The 19319-nt window shown below is 64.3% G+C and carries 19 protein-coding genes; 13 read left to right on the top strand and 6 right to left on the bottom strand.

Annotated elements, in window-relative coordinates:
* Window positions 1-40 precede the first annotated feature (40 nt).
* Both CSQ91_RS06570 and CSQ91_RS06565 read right to left on the bottom strand, forming a co-directional pair.
* Window positions 41-991 carry a 2-hydroxyacid dehydrogenase gene (locus CSQ91_RS06570; RefSeq protein WP_099387747.1) on the bottom strand — a complete coding sequence of 317 codons (951 nt, stop codon included), beginning with the start codon at window positions 989-991 and terminating at the stop codon, window positions 41-43.
* Window positions 992-1103: 112 nt separating this feature from the next.
* Window positions 1104-1781: a hypothetical protein gene (locus CSQ91_RS06565; RefSeq protein WP_143450961.1), complete on the bottom strand. Its 678-nt coding sequence runs from the start codon at window positions 1779-1781 to the stop codon at window positions 1104-1106.
* Between the two features lie 233 nt (window positions 1782-2014).
* Between CSQ91_RS06565 and CSQ91_RS06560 the strand changes: the two genes are divergently transcribed.
* The 9 genes from CSQ91_RS06560 to CSQ91_RS06520 all read left to right on the top strand — a co-directional run bounded on the left by CSQ91_RS06560 (window position 2015) and on the right by CSQ91_RS06520 (window position 12697).
* Window positions 2015-4222 carry a TonB-dependent receptor gene (locus CSQ91_RS06560; protein ID WP_099387745.1) on the top strand — a complete coding sequence of 736 codons (2208 nt, stop codon included), beginning with the start codon at window positions 2015-2017 and terminating at the stop codon, window positions 4220-4222.
* A gap of 98 nt (window positions 4223-4320) precedes the next feature.
* Window positions 4321-5196, top strand: coding sequence for a hypothetical protein (locus tag CSQ91_RS06555; protein ID WP_099387744.1), 876 nt, complete (start codon window positions 4321-4323; stop codon window positions 5194-5196).
* Between the two features lie 67 nt (window positions 5197-5263).
* Window positions 5264-6421, top strand: coding sequence for a sensor histidine kinase (locus CSQ91_RS06550; protein WP_143450960.1), 1158 nt, complete (start codon window positions 5264-5266; stop codon window positions 6419-6421).
* 128 nt (window positions 6422-6549) lie between these two features.
* Window positions 6550-8004 carry a circularly permuted type 2 ATP-grasp protein gene (locus tag CSQ91_RS06545; RefSeq protein ID WP_052140579.1) on the top strand — a complete coding sequence of 485 codons (1455 nt, stop codon included), beginning with the start codon at window positions 6550-6552 and terminating at the stop codon, window positions 8002-8004.
* A complete protein-coding gene (locus CSQ91_RS06540; protein WP_034787425.1) occupies window positions 7998-8942 on the top strand; it encodes an alpha-E domain-containing protein in 945 nt (314 codons plus the stop codon). Before CSQ91_RS06545 ends, CSQ91_RS06540 begins: the two co-directional genes overlap by 7 nt.
* Window positions 8942-9751 carry a transglutaminase family protein gene (locus tag CSQ91_RS06535; RefSeq protein ID WP_099387742.1) on the top strand — a complete coding sequence of 270 codons (810 nt, stop codon included), beginning with the start codon at window positions 8942-8944 and terminating at the stop codon, window positions 9749-9751. Before CSQ91_RS06540 ends, CSQ91_RS06535 begins: the two co-directional genes overlap by 1 nt.
* Before the next feature lie 90 nt (window positions 9752-9841).
* Complete coding sequence (locus CSQ91_RS06530) at window positions 9842-10720, top strand: peptidase (protein ID WP_034787421.1); 879 nt, start codon at window positions 9842-9844, stop codon at window positions 10718-10720.
* Between the two features lie 108 nt (window positions 10721-10828).
* Window positions 10829-12169, top strand: coding sequence for an alpha/beta hydrolase (locus CSQ91_RS06525; protein ID WP_099387741.1), 1341 nt, complete (start codon window positions 10829-10831; stop codon window positions 12167-12169).
* 102 nt (window positions 12170-12271) lie between these two features.
* Window positions 12272-12697, top strand: a complete 426-nt coding sequence (locus CSQ91_RS06520; RefSeq protein ID WP_034787417.1) for a Fur family transcriptional regulator — start codon at window positions 12272-12274, stop codon at window positions 12695-12697.
* Between the two features lie 12 nt (window positions 12698-12709).
* Here the strand turns inward: CSQ91_RS06520 and CSQ91_RS06515 are convergent, their stop codons facing one another.
* The 4 genes from CSQ91_RS06515 to zigA are packed head-to-tail and all read right to left on the bottom strand — an operon-like array spanning window position 12710 to window position 16332.
* Window positions 12710-13228 carry a GNAT family N-acetyltransferase gene (locus CSQ91_RS06515; protein ID WP_092604874.1) on the bottom strand — a complete coding sequence of 173 codons (519 nt, stop codon included), beginning with the start codon at window positions 13226-13228 and terminating at the stop codon, window positions 12710-12712.
* Window positions 13229-13272: 44 nt separating this feature from the next.
* Window positions 13273-14061 carry a HoxN/HupN/NixA family nickel/cobalt transporter gene (locus CSQ91_RS06510; RefSeq protein ID WP_099387740.1) on the bottom strand — a complete coding sequence of 263 codons (789 nt, stop codon included), beginning with the start codon at window positions 14059-14061 and terminating at the stop codon, window positions 13273-13275.
* Window positions 14058-15086: a CobW family GTP-binding protein gene (locus tag CSQ91_RS06505; RefSeq protein WP_099387739.1), complete on the bottom strand. Its 1029-nt coding sequence runs from the start codon at window positions 15084-15086 to the stop codon at window positions 14058-14060. The genes CSQ91_RS06510 and CSQ91_RS06505 overlap by 4 nt, the downstream gene beginning before the upstream one ends.
* A 19-nt stretch (window positions 15087-15105) precedes the next feature.
* Window positions 15106-16332, bottom strand: a complete 1227-nt coding sequence (gene zigA / locus CSQ91_RS06500) for a zinc metallochaperone GTPase ZigA (protein ID WP_099387738.1) — start codon at window positions 16330-16332, stop codon at window positions 15106-15108.
* Window positions 16333-16472: 140 nt separating this feature from the next.
* Between zigA and CSQ91_RS06495 the strand changes: the two genes are divergently transcribed.
* The 4 genes from CSQ91_RS06495 to CSQ91_RS06480 are packed head-to-tail and all read left to right on the top strand — an operon-like array spanning window position 16473 to window position 19253.
* A complete protein-coding gene (locus tag CSQ91_RS06495) occupies window positions 16473-17129 on the top strand; it encodes an ABC transporter ATP-binding protein (RefSeq protein WP_099387737.1) in 657 nt (218 codons plus the stop codon).
* Window positions 17126-18322, top strand: a complete 1197-nt coding sequence (locus tag CSQ91_RS06490; protein ID WP_099387736.1) for an FtsX-like permease family protein — start codon at window positions 17126-17128, stop codon at window positions 18320-18322. The genes CSQ91_RS06495 and CSQ91_RS06490 overlap by 4 nt, the downstream gene beginning before the upstream one ends.
* Window positions 18323-18333: 11 nt before the next feature.
* Entirely contained in the window at window positions 18334-18801 is a 468-nt protein-coding gene (locus CSQ91_RS06485; RefSeq protein WP_099387735.1) for a DUF3299 domain-containing protein, read from the top strand.
* Window positions 18798-19253, top strand: coding sequence for a TlpA family protein disulfide reductase (locus CSQ91_RS06480; protein WP_099387734.1), 456 nt, complete (start codon window positions 18798-18800; stop codon window positions 19251-19253). The genes CSQ91_RS06485 and CSQ91_RS06480 overlap by 4 nt, the downstream gene beginning before the upstream one ends.
* Window positions 19254-19319: the final 66 nt, after the last annotated feature.

Genomic DNA, 19319 nt, shown 5'->3' with positions numbered 1-19319 from the left:
TTCATTCATGCTTGATTAAAACGGTTCATCCCGGGCGTTATCATTTTACTGGCGTCAATAGCGGCAAACCGGCAAAGTGCGCGGCCAGGTTATCGACCACCAGTTGCCCCATCGCATGGCGCGTTTCCACGGTCAAGCTGCCCACGTGCGGCGTCAGCACCACGTTCGGCAAGGCGCGCAAGGCGGCAGGCACCCTCGGCTCGTCGGCAAACACGTCGAGGCCGGCCGCGCCCAGGTGGCCATCCTGCAAGGCAGCGATCAGGGCTTCTTCATCGATGAGGGCGCCACGGGCGATATTGATCAGGGTGCCTTGCGGTCCCAGCGCGTCGAGCACGGTGCGGTCGATGATCTTGCGCGTGGCCGGGGTGCCCGGCGCGCAGACGATCAGGTAATCGCTTTCCTGCGCCAGGGCCAGCAGGGATTCGGCGCGCGGCACGCTGGTGCCGGCAATGGCGCGCGGCTGGAAGTAGCGCACGTGGATACCGAAGGCGGCCAGGCGCAGCGCGATGGCCTGGCCGATCTGGCCGAAACCGAAGATGCCGGCCGTCTTGCCGCGCAGGCTGGACGCGGGGGCGATGGCTTCGCGGCGTTCCCAGCCGCCATCGCGCACGAATCGGTCGAGCGCCACGATATGCCGCGCGCTGGCCAGCAGCAAGGCCAGCGCCACGTCGGCCACGTCATCGGTCAGCACGTTCGGCGTGGTGGTGACGGCGATGCCGCGCTCGCGCGCCAGGTCCAGCGCCACGCCATCGAGTCCGACGCCATTGACGGCGACGATTTCCAGCGTTGGTAACAGGGCCATGTCGGTGGCGTTCAAGCCCAGCGCGCCCGTCGTGACAACGGCGCGGATGGACGGCGCCCGTTCGGCCAGCCAGGCGTGGCGTTCCTGCGCCGGCACTTGCCAGGCGTGATGGCAGGTATATTGCTGTTCCAGCTGCGCGTTGACGGCAGCCGACGGGCTGGGAGCGAGGATGAGGAGTTCGGGGAGCATGGGCGTCCTGGGTCGTGTCACATGAATTGCAGACGCAACTTAGCATATTTGACGCCCTACCGGGGATGACTGCCCCGCAATCGCCGTGATAACCCTGTGCCGAATGCGGTCTTTAGCCCGGGCAAGGCACGCGTTTCACCTTGCCGCCCGTCCTGGCCGGGTCGGCGCCAGAGCCGGGATTCTCGGCCATGCCAAAGCACGTGGCACCGCCGGCACTGACGACGCGCGTGGCGGGCCGGCCATCGGCCGTGAGGAATTCCTCCACGCGGATGACGGGGCCGCCGCGCCAGGCGGAGGCAACCAGTTTCTGGAAAGTGCTTTCGCTCTTCAGGCCGGCAGAGGCCAGCCATGGCTGGTCTTGCTTGAGCTCGCTACGCAAGGCCTTGTCGGCGGCGCCGGCGGCCAGCCGCGCGCGCGTGCGCAAGTCAGCCGTCGAGGGGGCCGTGGCCGGCACGGCGGGAAGCTCTTCGGCCGGTACGGTGATGGCTTCCACTATCACGGGAGATGGTTCGAGGATGGCGGATGGCGCGGCGGGCGGCGCCGTTACCCGCGCGCGCGGCACAGGCATGGGCAAAGGCAAGGCCATCGGTGGCGCCTGCGGCGTGGGCCGGGGCGGCAGCAAGGTCATGAAAGCCACTTCCGTGTATTGCTTGAGTTGCCGCGGCGGCAGGAGCAGAAAATACAGGCCCAGCACGTGCATGGCCAGGATCAGCGCGACGGCAGCGCCTTTCAGGCTCAAGCCCTCCCGCATGCGCATGGAAGCGGACTGTAGATGGTGTTGCAATGGCATGCGGTTTCCTGTGGGCGCCGGGCGCGATGCCCCATTCTAGCGAAACTTGGATTTGCGCATTAATAAATCCACAAGGTATCGCCTGGCGCGCCTTTTTCCGCCAGATCCCAGTGCCTTCGCATGCTGGCTGTTGTATAAATGGCGACTTTTTTATCACTTTCTCACACTTTTCCACGCAGCGCGCCACGCTGGAATATAATGATAATCATTCTCATTAATATCCAAACAACACCATGCGCACCTTCCACCTCGTCCCTACCCCGTTCGCCCTGGCCGCTTTCCTGCTGGCCAGCGCCGCCGCCCAAGCCCAAACCGCTCCCGCCATGACGGCCGGCGACGCGCAAAGCATGCCGACGGTGGTGGTCAATGCGTCCGCCGATGCGTCGGCGGAAGGCTTGTCGAAGGCGTATGCGGGCGGCCAGGTGGCGCGCGGCGGGCGCATGGGCATTCTTGGTGCCGTGGACATGATGGATTCGCCATTCGGCGGCACCAGTTACACGCAGCAATTCATTGCCGACCAACAAGCGCGCAGCGTGGGCGATCTGCTGCAGAGCGATCCGGCCGTGCGCATGTCGCGCGGCTATGGCAATTTCCAGGAAGTGTATGTGATCCGCGGCTTCGCCCTCGATTCGGACGATGTGGCGTATAACGGCCTGTACGGCGTGCTGCCCCGTCAATATGTGTCGCCGGAACTGCTCGAGCGCGTGGAAGTGTTCCGGGGCGCCAGCGCCTTCCTGAACGGCGCGGCGCCTGGCGGCAGCGGCATCGGCGGCGCCATCAACCTGATGCCCAAGCGCGCCGGAAACACGCCGCTGACGGAATTGACGGTGGGCGTGGAATCGGGTGGCCACGCCTATGCGGCCATCGACGTGGCGCGCCGCTTTGGCGCGAATCAGGAATTCGGCGTGCGCGTCAACGCCGCCAAGCGCCAGGGCGAGACCAGCATCAAGCGCGAAGACCACGACGTGGGCATGTTCTCGCTGGGCCTCGATTATCGCGGTCGCGGCTATCGCCTGTCGGCCGATGCCGGTTACCAGAATTTCAACCTGACATCGCCGCGCCCGTCCGTCGCCATTGGCAGCGTGGCCGTGCTGCCATCCGCACCCGATGCCTCGAAGAACTTTGCCCAGCCATGGAGCTATTCAAAGGAACACGATGTGTTCGGCACGGCGCGCGCCGAAGTGGACCTGGCCAAGGATGTCGTGGCCTGGGCCGCATTTGGCTCCCGTTCGACCAGGGAAGCCAACAGCCTGGCCGAGCCGTCGTTGACCTCGATCAATGGCGACGCCACGGTGTCGCGCTTCGACAATGCCCGCAAGCAGGAAATCCGCACGGGCGAACTGGGCATTCGCGGCAAGCTCGTTACGGGCGCCGTCAAGCACACCCTGGTGGCCAGCTGGTCCGGGCACTGGAATGAAGCGAAGAACGCCTATGCGATCGGCGACAAGTTTGCCACCAACATTTACGCGCCAATCAGCGTGACCCCGCCGCCAACGCCCTACACGGGCGGCATCATGAGCGACCCGCGCATCACCCAGAAAACCATCCTCAACAGCTATGCCCTGGCCGACACCATGGCCTTCCTGGACGACAAGCTGCTGCTGACCGTGGGCTTGCGCCGCCAGCAGATCAAGGATGCCGGCTACGACTACAACACCTCGGTGCTGCAAGGCAAGGCCTATGACGAGAGCGCCACGACGCCCGTGGCTGGCATCGTCTTCAAGGCGAACCAGAACGTGTCGCTGTACGCCAACTACATCGAAGCACTGGTCAAGGGCCCAGCGGCCACGGGAACGTACGTGGAAAACGGCCAGCAGCTCAACGTCGACAACATGGGCGACGTGTTTGCGCCGTACAAATCGAAGCAAAAGGAAATCGGCGTCAAGTATGACGGCGGCAAGCTGGGCATGAGCGCCGCCCTGTTCACGACAAGCAAGCCTTTGCTGGCCGTGGTCGGCAAGCGGGCCGAACTTGATGGCGAGCAGCGCAACCGTGGCCTGGAACTGTCGATTTTCGGCACGCCGATGCAAGGCGTGCGCCTGCTGGGCGGCTTGACCTGGCTCGATGCAAAGCTCAGCAATACCGATGTGGCCGCGAATAATGGCAAGAAACCCATCGGCGCACCGGAAACGCAGATGAGCGTGGGCGGCGAATGGGACGTGCCGGGCGCGCCAGGCCTGACCCTGAACGCCCGCACCATCTACACCTCGACGCAGTATGCGGACCAGGCCAACACCAAGCAACTGCCATCGTGGACCCGCCTCGACATCGGCGCGCGCTACCTGACGCAAGTGGCGGGCCGTGACGTGACCTTGCGCGCCCGCGTGGACAACGTGACGGACCGCAATTACTGGTCCTCGGCTGTGTCGTCCTTCAACATCGGCTCGCTGGTCCTGGCCGCGCCGCGCACCGTGGTCGTATCGGCCAGCGTGGCATTTTAAAGGCCGCGCCCCTGTCCTACTTCGAAAAGCTGCCCTCGGGCAGCTTTTTTTCCGCGTGCGCGCCTGTGCCGCAAGCCGCGCTTCGGCGACAATGCCGCATGAAACGATTCCCTGCCCTGCTGCTCCTGCTCTGCCTATCCCTGCCTGCCGCGGCCCAAAAGCAAGCCGCCTGCCCGTACGCCGCCTGGAAAAGCGGCTTCAAGGGCGATGCGCTGGCGCAAGCCACGTGTTTGCTGCGCCCCGTCAAACTGTATGCGCGCCTGGGCGAGAGTGCGCCGCTGCCGGACTTCCTTGCCGCCCGCATCGGCCAGCGCACGGGCATCGCTCCGGCCCGCTTGCGCGCCTGGCTGGCGGAACAAGGCATCGCCGAGGCGGGCGTGGGCGGCGCCGTCGACGCGCCCCTGTCGCGCGCCGTGGGCCGGCTGGCCGCGCCCATGGCCCGCTATTTCGTCATCCACGACACCAGCTACCCGAATTTCCTGCTTGACGCCATTCCCGGCCACATCAACGATGCCAGCTGGGACTTCAACGACTTCAGCTTGCGCAATCCGGCGCTGGGCGGCGGTCCGAAAGGCCATGTCTACGTGAACCGCCTGGGCGGCTCCTTGCAGGTGCGCGACTTTGGCACGGCCAGCTACGCCAGCAAGCTGGAAAAGGACAAGCCGTCGCTGGCGGGCCTGTTCCTGCACGTGGAACTGGTGCAGCCGCGCAACTCCGTGCCCGGCGGCGGCAAGGGCAACGATGGCCTGGCGCCCGATCCCGGCTTTACGCCTGCGCAATACGAGCGGCTTGCCCTGCTGTATATCGCCGCCAGCGTGCGCAGGGGCACATGGCTGATCCCCGCCTTCCATGCCGTCATCGATACAGGGTTTGCGAATGGTCATGATGATCCACAGAACTTTTCGCTGGCCGAATGGTCTGCCTCGCTTTCCCGCCTCGATGCGGCCCTGCGGCAGGCCGATACTGGACAATAAGGCGTTTCCCCGGCGGCTGAATTGGCGCATACTATCGCAAGCATAGTCATTGCAGTCAGGAGTCCAGGTGAGTATTGCCACGGATCATCACGCGGGTCGCCAGGCCAGCGCACGCCAGCCATTGCAGCGCGCGCAGCGCATCTTTGCCATGCGCGACGCCGTCCTCAGCGCCTGGGAACAGCGCGTGCGCGCCAAGGTGCGCGGCGCCGACCAGTTGCTCACGCCCATACTCATCAATACCTTGCCCGCCTTTTTCGACAACCTGGCCGAAGCCCTCACCCCGGGCCACCCGCGCGAAAACGCCGCCAGCAACAGCAACGTGCCCGCCGTGCATGGCAATGAACGGGCGCGCATGACCAATTACGGCCCGGAGCAGGTGATCCAGGAATACCAGATCTTCCGCGACTGCTTCGCCGCCACCGCGCATGAGTCCGGCATCACCCTGCGCAGCAAGGATTGGCAGGTGATCAATGTGTCGATCGACTCGGGCATCCGCGAATCGATACGCGAATTTACCAGCATGCATGAAGGCTTCCGGCGCCGTATCGCGGCCGGCCTGTCGCACGACATGCGCAATCCCCTGGCCGTGATCAGCACCAGCGCCCAGCTGCTGCTCAGGCCAGCCGACCCGGAACGGGTGACATTGCTGGCGCACAAGATTGTCGAGCACAGCAAGCGGCTCGACAGCATGATCGAGGAATTGCTCGATGGCCTCAGCTACCACCAGGGCCAGCAGTTGCCACTGGTGCTGAGCCAGTTCGACGTGCTGCCGCTGGTGCACGCCGTGGCCAGCCAGGTCAACTTGCAGCGACCGGGCAAATGCCAGGTCAGCGGGCAATCCGTCATCGGCTGGTGGTGCGAGAACTCGCTGCGGCGCGCGCTGGAAAACCTGCTCGGCAATGCGCTCAAGTATGGCGACGACGCGCCCATCAGCGTGCACGTGGAAGCGGTCCACGAACGCCTGATCGTCACCGTCCACAATAGCGGGCGGCCCATCGCGCCGGAACAGGCCGAACGCATCTTTGACTACCTGCGCCGCGAAAACGACAGCCCCGCGCCAGGATGGGGTATCGGCCTGCCCTTCGTGCAGAGCGTCGCGGAAAGCCACGGCGGCAGCATCGCCGTCGACAGCGCGGCCGAGACAGGCACCAGTTTCATCTTCGACGTGCCCGTCGATTGCCGCCCCTTTGTCCAACCCGCCGACGTCCCCAAGAGTGACGCCTAGCGCACCGAATTGGTGCAAACAATGGCGCGACGCCACAAAAGTGGTCATATTTACACCTGTTCACGCCCGCCTTGTTGGCACGCTTCCTGCTGAGCTATGCATAGACACGGCTCAAGGGAAATCACAACATGGCAAATTTTTTCAATGAAATGACTGCAAATGAAGTGGGGACGGACAGCAAGGTACGTGAACACTATCGTGAATTCAGCAACTGGCTGGAGCAGCAATCCCCCGAGACCATCGCCCGCAAGCGGGCCGAAGCCGACCTGACGTTCCGCCGGGTCGGCATCACGTTCGCCGTGTATGGCGACGATGCCGGCACGGAACGCCTGATTCCGTTCGACACCATCCCGCGCATCATCCCCGCCACGGAATGGGCGCAGATGCAGACGGGCCTGGTACAGCGCGTGCAAGCCTTGAACATGTTTATCCATGATATTTATCATGAGCAAAACATCATCAAGGCGGGCATCATTCCCGCCGAGCAAATCTACAAGAATGCCCAGTACCGCCCGGAAATGCAGGGTATTTCCGTCGCCTCCGACATTTACGCCCACATCGCCGGCGTCGACATCGTGCGCGCCGGCCAGGGCGAATTCTATGTGCTGGAAGACAATCTGCGGGTGCCGTCCGGCGTGTCCTACATGCTGGAAGACCGCAAGATGATGATGCGCTTGTTCCCGGAACTGTTCGCCCGCAACCGCATCGCCCCCGTCGACCATTACCCGGACATGCTGCTCGACAACCTGCGCTCCGTCGCGCCGATGGGCGTCGATGACCCGACGGTCGTCGTCATGACGCCCGGCATGTACAACTCCGCCTACTTCGAGCACGCGTTTTTGGCCCAGCAGATGGGCGTGGAACTGGTCGAAGGCAAGGATCTGTTTGTCAACGACAACTCGGTGTACATGCGCACCACGCGCGGGCCCAAGCGCGTCGACGTGATCTACCGCCGGGTGGACGACGATTTCCTCGATCCGCTGGCCTTCCGCTCGGACTCGTCGCTGGGCGTGCCGGGCCTGCTGTCCGTCTACCGCGCCGGGCGGGTAACGCTGGCGAACGCCATCGGCACGGGCGTTGCCGACGACAAGTCGATCTACCCGTTCGTACCCGACATGATCAAGTTTTATCTGTCGCAGGAGCCGATCCTCAACAACGTGCCGACGTATCAGTGCCGCAAGAGCGCCGATTTGTCGTACGTGCTGGCGAACCTGGCGAAACTCGTCGTCAAGGAAGTGCATGGCGCGGGCGGCTACGGCATGCTGGTGGGGCCAGCGTCCAGCCTGGCGCAGATCGAGGATTTCCGCCAGCGCCTGCTGGCCAATCCGGGCGGCTACATCGCCCAGCCCACGCTCGCCCTGTCCGCCTGCCCCACGTATGTCGAGGCCGGTATTGCGCCGCGCCACATCGATTTGCGCCCGTTCGTGCTGTCCGGCAAGACGATTTCCATGGTGCCCGGCGGCCTGACCCGCGTGGCGCTGGGCGAAGGCTCGCTGGTGGTCAACTCCTCGCAAGGGGGCGGCACCAAGGATACCTGGGTATTGGAACCAACATCCGTGTTTGCAGGAGAAAAAGCATGCTGAGCCGCACCGCCGATCATTTGTTCTGGATGGCCCGCTACACGGAGCGGGCGGAAAACACGGCGCGCATGCTCGACGTCAACATGCAAACATCGATGCTGCCCCAATCCGAGCAGGATGCGGAACAGGGCTGGCGCGCCACCTTGGGTATTTCCGAGCTGCAAAGCGCGTACGACCACAAATATGGCCGCTTCCACACGCGCGACGTGCTCGACTTCATGGTGCGCGATCCGAACAACCCCTCGTCCATCCTCGCCTGCCTGACGGGCGCGCGCGAAAACGCCCGCGCCGTGCGGGGCACGCTGACGACGGAAGTGTGGGAAATCCAGAACGCCACCTGGCTCGACATGCAGAAGCGCCTGAAAAGCAATCTGCTGGAAACGGACCCCAGCCAGTTCTTCGAATGGGTCAAATACCGCTCGCACCTGTCGCGCGGCGTGACCCTGGGCACCATGCTCAAGGACGAAGCCATCCATTTCATCCGCCTGGGCACTTTCCTCGAGCGGGCCGACAACACGGCGCGCATCCTCGACGTGAAGTTCCACGGCGCGCGCGACACGTCGAAGGACATCACGCAGCGCGATTTTTACTACTGGGCGGCCCTGCTGCGCTCCGTGTCCGGCTTTGAAATCTACCGCAAGGTGTACCGCGACGTCATCACCCCGGCGCGGGTGGCGGAATTGCTGATGCTGCGCGGCGACATGCCCAGGTCGCTTTTGGCCTGCATGGATGACGTGGTGGAAAACCTCAAGCATATCCGCAACGATGTGTCCGCCGATACGGAGCGTTTCGCTGGCAAACTGCACGCGGAGCTGAAATTCGGCCATATCGACGACATCATGAAGGCGGGCTTGCACCATACATTGACGGAATTTCTGGAAAACATCTATGACCTGGGCAACCGGGTCAGCCGCGATTTCCTCGTTCCCTTGGCGGCCTGATGCAGCTCACCATCCGCCACGAAACCCATTACGCCTACAGTGCGCCGCTGGCCTACACCATCCAGCAGCTGCACCTGACGCCGCGTATCGAGCCGCAGCAGCGGGCCCTGTCCTGGCAAATCACGACGCCGGGCCAGTGCCACGCCTACACGGATGCCTACGGCAATCTGTCGCACATGCTGACGATCAACGGCAGCCATCACTCCCTGAGCCTGGTGGCGCATGGCGTGGTGGAAACCATCTACCCGCACAAGGGACGGCTGAACCTGGTCGATACCTTGTCGCCGCTGCTGTTTACCATGCCGACACCGCTGACGCAGGCCAATCCCGCCATCCTCGAGCTGAGCGCCGCCAGCCTGCCGGACCGGCGCGTGACGGCGGTCACGGGCCACTTGCTGCGCCTGGCCGAGCACATCGTCGGCAAGGTGGCCTATGAAAGCGGCGCCACCATGGTCACCACCACGGCCGGCGACGCGCTGGCGCTGGGACGCGGCGTGTGCCAGGACCACGCCCATCTGTTCCTCGCCTGCTGCCACGCCTGGGGTATCCCGGCCCGCTATGTATCCGGCTATATCGATCCGGGCACGACGGGCCACGCGGCCAGCCATGCCTGGGTCGACGCCTGGACGGAAGACACGGATTTCGCGGGCTGGGTCAGCATCGATGTCACGCATGCGCGCCTGATGACAGATGCGTATTGCCGCCTGGCCATCGGACGCGACTACGATTCGGCGGCCCCCGTGCGCGGCGTGCGCCAGGGTGGCGGCACAGAAACATTACGGGTCGATGTGCAGATCGTGCCTGTGTAAACGGCAGGAATGAGGCTGGCCGGGCCTTGCAAGCTGGTTGCCAGGCCCGGCTGGTGTAGAATGCTACCCCTTTTGACTTGATTTACGACGATGACTTATTGCATAGGCATGCGCCTGAACGAAGGCCTGGTCTTCCTGTCCGACTCCCGCACCAACGCCGGCGTGGACCAGGTGGGCACCTTCCGCAAGATGAGCGTGTTCGAAAACCCGGGCGACCGCATGCTGGTCCTGATGACGGCCGGCAACCTGTCGATCTCGCAGGCGATCCGCCAGATCGTTTCCGAACACGTCGATGCGGACGGACGCAGCATCTGGAACGTGGCCAGCATGTACGATGCGGCGCGCATCGTGGGCGAAGCCGTGCGCACCGTGCACCTGCGCGAAGCGAAGGCCCTGGCCGACTGCGGCATCGATTTCAATGTCAGCATCATTTTAGGCGGCCAGATCGGCGCCGAGCGCTGCCGGCTGTTCCAGGTGTATTCGGCCGGCAATTTCATCGAATCGCACGATGAAAACACGTATTTCCAGATCGGCGAAGCGAAATACGGCAAGCCCATCATCGATCGGGTCATCAACCCGTTCACGCGCCTGGACGAGGCGGCCAAGTGCGCCCTCATTTCCATGGATTCGACCTTGCGCTCGAACATTTCCGTCGGCTTGCCCCTTGATCTGCTCGTCTACGAGACGGGCAGCCTGGCCGTCACGCGCTTTGTCACCATCGATGAAAAGAACCAGTATTTCCGCATGATCCGCGACACCTGGGGCGAGCAATTGAAACATGTGTTCGAAGGCATCGTCGACCCAGTGTGGAATGCGGCGCCGGAGACCACCACGAATGTGCTGTCGTCCACCAACATGCACAGCAAGCCAGTGCGCGTGGCCATCCCCGAACACGTGAGCCGCGGCGGCCTGACGGTAGCGCCCCTGCAGTCGCTGGCGCAGCAGTTTAGCGACGACAAGCAGCATTGACCGTAGCCGCGCCCGCTGCATGGGGCGCTGGACAAATCGCTTTTCGCGTGCTTTTATGGCAATATGGATTGACATTCGATCCAGATTGACCTGAAAGGCAGGTGGCGCATGGACTTGATCACTTCCGCTGTCGTGGCAGCCATCGGGCATGGCGCGCCCGGCCACGCTCCCGAAGCCATCGCCAGCCACTATGCGCGGCTCAAGCAGGCCATCGCCAAGTTCGACAGCGCCGCCGCCATCCTCGCCGCCATCGCCGCGCTGGAAGCCGACCCTGCCGATACCCGGCTGCAACTGGCCCTGTCGGCCGCCCTGTCCAGCGCGAAAGTGCCCGATGACATGGAAACCCTGTTTGCCGCGCAAGGCTTGCTCGACTCTCTGCAGCGGCCCTTCCCTCAGGTTCCCGACGTGGAAGCAGTGCCCGACCCGGCCGATAAAACCGCCGTCATCTCGAATTATGCGGTGCTAAAGGTGTATTTCGCCACGGACCGCCAGCGCGACGTGGGCAAGCCGCCGGCCCAGCGCTTCAGCGGCGAACGCAACATCATGGGCGGCAATGGCCCGCTCAGCTATGGCAGCTGCGACATCAGCATCCCCCGCGACCATCGCATGGGCCAGCTGGAATCGCCGTCGCTGTGGCGCCTGGAGTTTCGCGACGACCCGGCCAAGCACGTGGTGCTGCTGTCGGCCGAGGTGCAAGACCGCGACAACTTCTTTGCCGCCTTGAAGACCCAGATCCGCGCCTCGGCCGGCAAGAGCGCCTTTATCTTCGTGCATGGCTATAACGTGAGTTTCGAGGATGCGGCGCGGCGCACGGGACAGATGGCCTACGACCTGGGCTTTGACGGCGCGCCCGTGTTCTACAGCTGGCCGTCGCGCGGCGAGGTGGCCGGCTACACCATCGATGAAAACAATATCGAGTGGAGCACGCCTCACCTCACCAGCTTCCTGGCCGACTTTCTCGCCAGCACGGAGGCGGCGCAAGTGTATTTGGTCGGACACAGCATGGGCAGCCGCGGCCTGGCGCGCGCCGTGGCCGACTTGCTGGCCGCGCAGCCGCAGCTGGCGCAAAAGATTACGGAAATCATCTTGTCCGCGCCCGATATCGACGCCGCCATCTTCAAGCACGATATCGCGCCGAAACTGGCCGCCGCGCGCAACCCCGTCACCTTGTATGCCTCGTCGCAAGACCTGGCCCTGGCCGCTTCGAAAGCCGTGCACGGCTACCGGCGGGCGGGCGACAGCGGCGCCGGCATGCTGATCGTGGCGGGCGTGGAAACCATCGATGCCAGCGGGGTCGACACGAGCTTCATGAAACACGCGTATTTCGCGGAAAAGCGCTCCGCCCTGTCCGACATGTTCTATCTGATACGCAACCATGCGCGCGCCGACCAGCGCTTTCTCGACCCCGTCGATACGGTGGCCGGCCGCTATTGGACGTTCAAACCATGACGCCGTTCCATCCAGTGCGGCACGCATGCTAAGATACGGCCCAGAGGGTGGCAAAGGCACGGCGATGACGCCGCCAGCCGATCCCCCGCAAGCAGGCCTATCATGTTGACATCATCTTCTACACCGCAAGCCGAATCGCTGATCCGCAACACCAACGCCCGCGTCACCAAGACGCGCGTGAAGGTGCTCGACTTTTTAATGGCGCAAAGCCGTTCGCTGACCCACCACGAAATCCAGCAGGCGCTGTCGCAGGACAGCGATATCGATTCCGTCACCCTGTACCGGGTACTGGAATGGCTGACGGAAAATGAACTGGTGCACCGCATCGCCGGTGCCGACCAGGTGTGGCGCTTCAGCGCGGGCGCAGGCCACCAGGCGCACGAGCACGCGCACTTCCAGTGCACCAAATGCGCGAACGTCACCTGCTTCAATGAAGTCAAGCTGCCCCCGCCCGTGCTGTTGCCAGAAGGTTTCAGCGGCGGCGAAGTCGATTACCTGATCAAGGGGCTGTGCCCGCGCTGCAAGTAAGCGGCAGCAGTATTACCTGATCAATAAAGCCAGGTGATGCTCGTCGTAAAACAAGTCGCCCACGCGCATCGAGCGCGGTTCCGTGCCATACGCGATAAATCCCAGCGATTCATACAGGCGCAAGGCGGCATTGTTTTCCGCATTCACGCTCAAGTGCACTTGCATGACGGCAGGATCCGTCTCGGCCTGCTCGATGCAGGCGTTCACGAGACGCCGCGCCACGCCCTTGCCCCGCTGCGCCACATCGACGAACACGCCCCATAGCAAGGCCTTGTGCGACAGTTGCCGCATGGATTCGCGCCGCAAGCCGGCAAAGCCGACCAGGCGTTCGCCATCGAAGGCGCCAAACGCCCGGTGCAGCGGGCCGCCGGCGATGCGCTGCACATGTTCTTCAGGCGTGCGCGCCAGCTCATCCTCGCGCGACGAGGAAAACGAGCTGGGCGAATCGAGAATGGCGCGCAGGCGCAGCGCGCAAAAGGCGGCGGTGTCGGCCGGCGTCAGCAGGCGAATGACGATTTCAGGTGCGGGCATGGTGGAATCCGGCAGTTTTTTTCCATTATACCCACGCCCCCGCCTCAGGCACGCACGCGGCGCAAACCCAGCAAGGTCCAGCCATACAAGGCCGCCATCAGCAGCACCATGGCCGCGCCGAGGGCCGCCGTCCAGCTTTCCGGCAGCGACCAGGCGGAATCGAGCTTGCCGGCAACCATGTAGGCGGCCATGGCCACGCAGATGGCGACGATGGGCCAGCCCAGGCGGCGCCGGAAGGCGCGCACGAGGTCAATCTGGCCGGTGCGCATGACTTTTGCCGTGACCCAGCCATCGAAGGTATCCGTCACGCCCATGCCCACGGCAAACACCAGGCCGGTCAGCAAGGCTGGCTGCATGCCGCCCAGCGCGACGGCCGCATAGCCCCAGGCGGCGGCCTGCAGGGCCGTGTCGAAGACCAGCGCGAACAGCATGCCGACGAGGATGGCGGCGAGCGGCCCGGATGCGCTCCGCAGCCAGCGTGGCAGCAGCCGCCCGCGCACCTCGGCCAGTTGCGCGCCGGCCAGCAAGCTGCGCGCATTCATGCCGGCGATGAGCAGCAGCAAGGCGATGGGCAGCCATTCCAGCCAGCCAAACACGGTTGGCGATGGCGTGAACTGCGCCGAGGCCAGGGCGGCCACGGCCACGATGGCCAGCACGGTGACGCCATGCCCCAGCGCAAACAGCGCGCCCATCCACGGCGCCCAGCGCGGCGATGCGGCCTGGCTGCGCAGGGTCAGGCCATCGACGGCGGCCAGGTGGTCCGGTTCCAGTCCATGCCGCATGCCGAGCAGAAAGATCAGCGCCAGGGCGGGCAAGCCCGCTTCCACGCTCATGCCGCCTCCCCGGCCATCACCTCGGCCATCATGCTCGCTGGGCTGGGGGCGCCGGCCACGCAACGGTCCAGGCCCCGCGTCAGCATATCCCGCGGCAAGTCGCGGCCGATAAAAATCATCTTGCTGGCGCGCGTCTCGCCGTCGCGCCACGGCGCGCCCAGTTCCGAGCCCATCAGCATGTGCACGCCCTGGAATACGGCACGGCATGGCAGATCGGCAACATACAAAATGCCCTTGTAGCGCATCAGCTGGGTGCCGAACAGCTGCACCACGGCATCGAGAAAATTTTCCACCTGCAGCAGATCCAGGGGCTGGGACTGATGGTAGACGAACGATTGCACGCCGTCGCCATGGCGGTGCCCCAATTCTCCCAAGAAATCCGGCTCCAGCTCGACGATGGCGTTCAAATTGAAACCGCGGATGTTCAGGATGTCGCGCAGGGGCACATTGCCAAAGCGCACTTTCTGTATGCTGGCGCGGCCATTGATGGCGATCAGCCGTTGCCGCAGCGCGGCCAGCTCGTCCTTGCTGACCAGGTCCGTCTTCGACAGCAGGATGCGGTCGGCAAAGCCCACCTGCTCCTGCGCTTCCTTGTGCGCCGTCAATTGCTGCTGCGCGTGGCGCGCGTCGACCACCGTCAATATGGCGTCGAGCATGTAGAATTCGCTGACGGACGGCTCCGCAAAGAAGGTTTGCGCCACGGGGCCGGGCGCGGCCAGGCCCGTCGTTTCGATGATCACGTGGTCGAAGGCGATGGTGCCCGATGCGCGCCTGGCGTGCAATTCCCCCAGAATGCGGATCAGGTCGCCGCGCACGCTGCAGCAGATGCAGCCATTGTTCACTTCCACGATCTGCTCGTCGCTGTCCTGCACCAGCAAGCCATGGTCGATGCTTTCGGCGGCGAATTCGTTTTCAATCACGGCGATGCGCACGCCGTGATCGCCCTGCAATATGCGTTTGAGCAAGGTGGTTTTCCCGCTGCCGAGAAAACCCGTGATGATGGTAACGGGGATCAGTTCTGTCATATTGCTTTCCTATCGATGGTTAATCTTCGAGTTCTTCCATGCGCTGCCATTGGGGAAACGGGTCGGGCAGCTTGCGCCAGGCGGCCATGCCCTGGCGCGTTTCCGTATAGTTGAGTTGACATTTCTTTAAGTCCGCCTCAATGGCGGCCTGGTCCATGTCCTGGCCGATGAAGACCAGCTCCTGATAGCGGTCGCCGTACGTTTCACTCCAGCCCGCTTTGACTTCCGCCAGCGAGGCCGCATCCGTCGGCCAGCGCTCCTTCGGCACGGAGGCCCACCACAGGCCCACGGGTTCGATATTCATCAGCTTGCCCGCGCCGGACAGGCTGGCCACCCATTCGGGACGGCTGGCCAGCCAGAAATAACCCTTGCTGCGCACCACGCCCTTGATCGGCTGGGCAATGTAGTCATGCAGGCGCTGCGCGTGGAACGGCTCCTTCGCCCGGTAGACGAAGCTGCTGATGCCATACGTTTCCGTCTCCGGCGTGTGGCTGCCGGCCAATTCCCGGGCCCAGCCCGGCATGCTGGCCGCCTGCTCCAGGTCGAACAAGTTCGTGCCCAAGATGGCGTCCAGCGGCACGATGGACTGGTTGGTTTCGATGATGCGCGCGCCGGGATTCAGGGCTTTTAAGATGGCCAGCACGCGCAGGCGTTCGGCCGCATCGACCATGTCGACCTTGTTGAGGACGATGACATTGGCAAATTCGATCTGTTCCGTCAGCAAGTTGGCCAGCTGGCGGTCATCGCCCTCGCCCGCGATCTCGCCGCGCTGCTCCAGGCTGTCTTCGCTATGGAAATCCGCCAGCAGGTTGGCGCAGTCCACGACGGTGACCATGCAGTCGATGCGCGCCACGTCGTTCAGGCTGTCGCCGTGCTCATCCTCGAAGTCGAAGGTGGCGGCCACGGGCATCGGCTCGCCCACGCCCGTCGATTCAATCAACAGATAGTCGAAGCGGTCTTCCGCGGCCAGGCGCCGCACTTCCAGCAACAGATCGTCGCGCAGGGTGCAGCAGATGCAGCCGTTGGACATTTCCACGAGTTTTTCTTCCGTGCGCGACAGGGCTGCGCCAGCCGCTGCGGCACTGTCTTTTACCAGCGAGGCGTCGATATTGACTTCGCTCATGTCGTTGACGATGACGGCCACGCGCTTGCCTTCGCGGTTGCGCAGTATGTGGTTAAGCAAGGTGGTCTTGCCGGCGCCGAGAAAGCCGGACAGGACGGTGACGGGGAGTTTGCGTTGGGTCATGGGTATCTTTCGGATGGGGCGATCAGGTTGGCAATCAAGGAGGCTGCATTTCAAATGCAAGTCTATTGCGTTTGAATTATAATGCAGCTCAGTTGCATTTGTGCAGCAATCTTTGCCAGCTAGCCACCCGAAAGAATTCCATGCTCCACCTCGCCTCCCTGACCTATGGCTATGATCCAGCATGCCCCGTGCTCGATATCGCCGCCTTTCACTTGCCCGCCGGGCGCCACGCGCTGCTGCTGGGGCCGTCCGGCTCCGGCAAATCCACCTTGCTGCATTTGCTGGCCGGCATCCTGGCGCCGCAGGCGGGTCGCCTCGACGTGGCGGGAACGTCCCTGCCCGGCCTGACGCCACGCCAGCGCGACAGCTGGCGCGGCCGCGCCATCGGCTTGCTGCCCCAGCAACTGGCGCTGGTGCCCAGTTTGAACGTGCTCGACAATGTCTTGCTGCCTGCCTACGCCAGCGGCCAGCGGCCCGATCCGGCCCGCGCGGCCAGCTTGCTGGGCCAGCTGGGCCTGGCCAACAAGCTCGATGCCTACCCGCATGCCCTGAGCGGCGGCGAACGGCAACGGGCCGCCATCGCGCGCGCCGTCGTCATGCGCCCGCAACTGATCCTGGCCGACGAGCCGACGGATAACCTCGACGACGCCGCCTGCGCCGCCGTCGTCACCTTGATGGCTTGCCAGGCCGCGCAAGTTGGCGCCTCGCTGGTGATTGCCAGCCACGACGCCAGGGTGCTGGCCGCCCTGCCCGATGCTCTCGTGCTGCGCTTGCCCCGTGCCAGGGGTGCGGCATGAACGCGGCCACCCTGGCCTGGCGCGCCCTGCGCCACAAGCCGCTGGCGTCCAGCCTGAACCTGCTGCTGGTCGCCATCGGCATCGCCATGATGACGTTCATACTCGGCGTATCGAGCCAGCTGGAAGAGCACGCCGAACGCGATGCGCAAGGCATCGACCTGGTGGTGGGCGCGAAAGGCTCGCCCTTGCAGCTGATCCTGTCGTCCGTGTATCACGCCGATATTCCGACCGGTAACATTCCCGACAGCGCGCTGGCGGCGCTGGCAGCGCAGCCGCTGGTGAAATCCGCGATTCCGCTCGCGCTGGGAGACAACTTCCACGGTTTCCGCATCGTCGGCAGCACGACGGCGCTGCTGGACCACTATGGCGCGCACCTGGCGCAAGGAAAACTGTTTACGCAAGCCATGCAAGCCGTGTTCGGCGCCAGGGCGGCGCGCGACACGGGCGCCACCCTCGGCGCCAGATTTGCCGGCTCGCACGGACTGGCGGCGGGCGGCGAAGTACACGAACACGCGCCGTACACGGTGACGGGCATCCTGGCGCCCACGGGCACGGTACTGGACCGGCTGATCCTCACGCCCGTCGCTTCCGTATGGCAAGTGCATGAAACGGACCCCGATGAGCAGCCAGCCGTGCCAGCCGCCGCGCCCGAGCGCGAACTGACTGCCGTGCTGGTGCAATACGCATCTCCCCTGGCCGCGATCAGCCTGCCCCGCTGGGTGAACAGTCAGGCCCGCCTGCAGGCGGCGCAGCCCGCTTTCGAGGCGGCACGGCTGTTCAACCTGCTGGGCGTGGGCATCGATGTGCTGCGGGCGATTGCCGCCGGCGTACTGCTAGTGGCGGCCCTGTCGCTGTTCGTGGCGCTGTACGGCGCGCTGGAAGAGCGCAAGACCGACCTGGCCATCCTGCGCACCCTGGGCGCCTCGCCCGCCAAACTGCTGCGCTTGCTGCTGGCGCAGGGCTTGCTGCTGTCATTGTCGGGCGCGGCGCTGGGCTGGCTGCTGGGCCATGCGGCCGTCGGCTTGCTGGGCTGGCTGGCATCGATGCAGGACCTGAACCTGCAAGCCTGGCGCATTGTCCCCGGCGAAGCGTGGCTGCCCGTCATCGCCATGGCCGTGGGCTTGCTGGCCGCCGCCATTCCCGCCGCGCGCGCCTACCGCACCGATATCGCCGCCACCCTGGCGCGTCCCTGAAAGGAAAGAACATGCTGAAAATCATGCTATTGGCTGCTGGACTGCTGCTGGCCGGCAGCGCCGCAGCGGCCCCCGCCGACGAACCGCCGTCGTTCTTCGCTCCCTTGACGGACTTGCCCGGCGTCGTCTCGTGGAAACTGCTGGGCCAGGCCACCACGGTGAAGGCGAAAAAGGGCCGCATGGTGCCAAAATACACGCCGGAAATCAGCGCGCTCGACAATACCGACGTGAAAGTGCAAGGTTTCATGATGCCGCTGGAACCTGGCCAGAAGCAGAAACACTTCCTGCTGACCGTCACCTCGGCCAGCTGTCCCTTTTGCCTGCCGGCCGGTCCGGAAGGCGTGGTGGAAATCAAGAGCCGGACACCCGTGAAATTCAGCTATGCGCCCTTCATCGTGCAAGGCAAGCTGAAGGTACTGGCCAGCGACCCCATGGGCCTGTATTACCGCATGACGGATGCCTCCGTGGTGTCGCAATGACACGCTGGCCGGCGTTATTGCTTTTGCTGGCCGGCCATGCGGCTGCCGCACCGCTGTCCTTCGACCTGCCCCGCCTCGATGCGGATGGCAGCATACGCCTGGGCCAGTTCCCAGGCCAGCCTGTGGTGCTGAACTTCTGGGCCAGCAGCTGCCTGCCTTGCATCCAGGAGTTGCCGATATTCAATGCCCACGCCGCCGGCCAGTCGACACTCCCCGTCATCGGCATCGCCATCGACACGCGGGCGGCCGCGCAAGCGTTCCTGCGCAGCCACCCGGCCAGCTATCCCCAGGCCCTGGCAGCGCCCGCCTTGCTGCCCGCCTTTGGCAATCAAATCAAGGGCTTGCCGTACACAGTGATTGTAAATTCTGAACATCGGATCTGCATCCGGCGCCTGGGACCGGTCGATGCTGCCTGGCTGGCCACGGCCGCGACCGCCTGCGCGCACCCCTGAATCCATGCGCCTTGCACGGCTGTCATCGCCGCGTCATATGGCGGCGTTACAGTCGCGTCCTTTGAA

This window comes from Janthinobacterium sp. BJB301 (genome assembly GCF_002735685.1).
Lineage (GTDB): Bacteria > Pseudomonadota > Gammaproteobacteria > Burkholderiales > Burkholderiaceae_D > Janthinobacterium > Janthinobacterium lividum.
The sequence above is the reverse complement of the archived record's forward strand: the minus strand, read 5'-3'. Positions and strand labels throughout refer to the sequence as shown.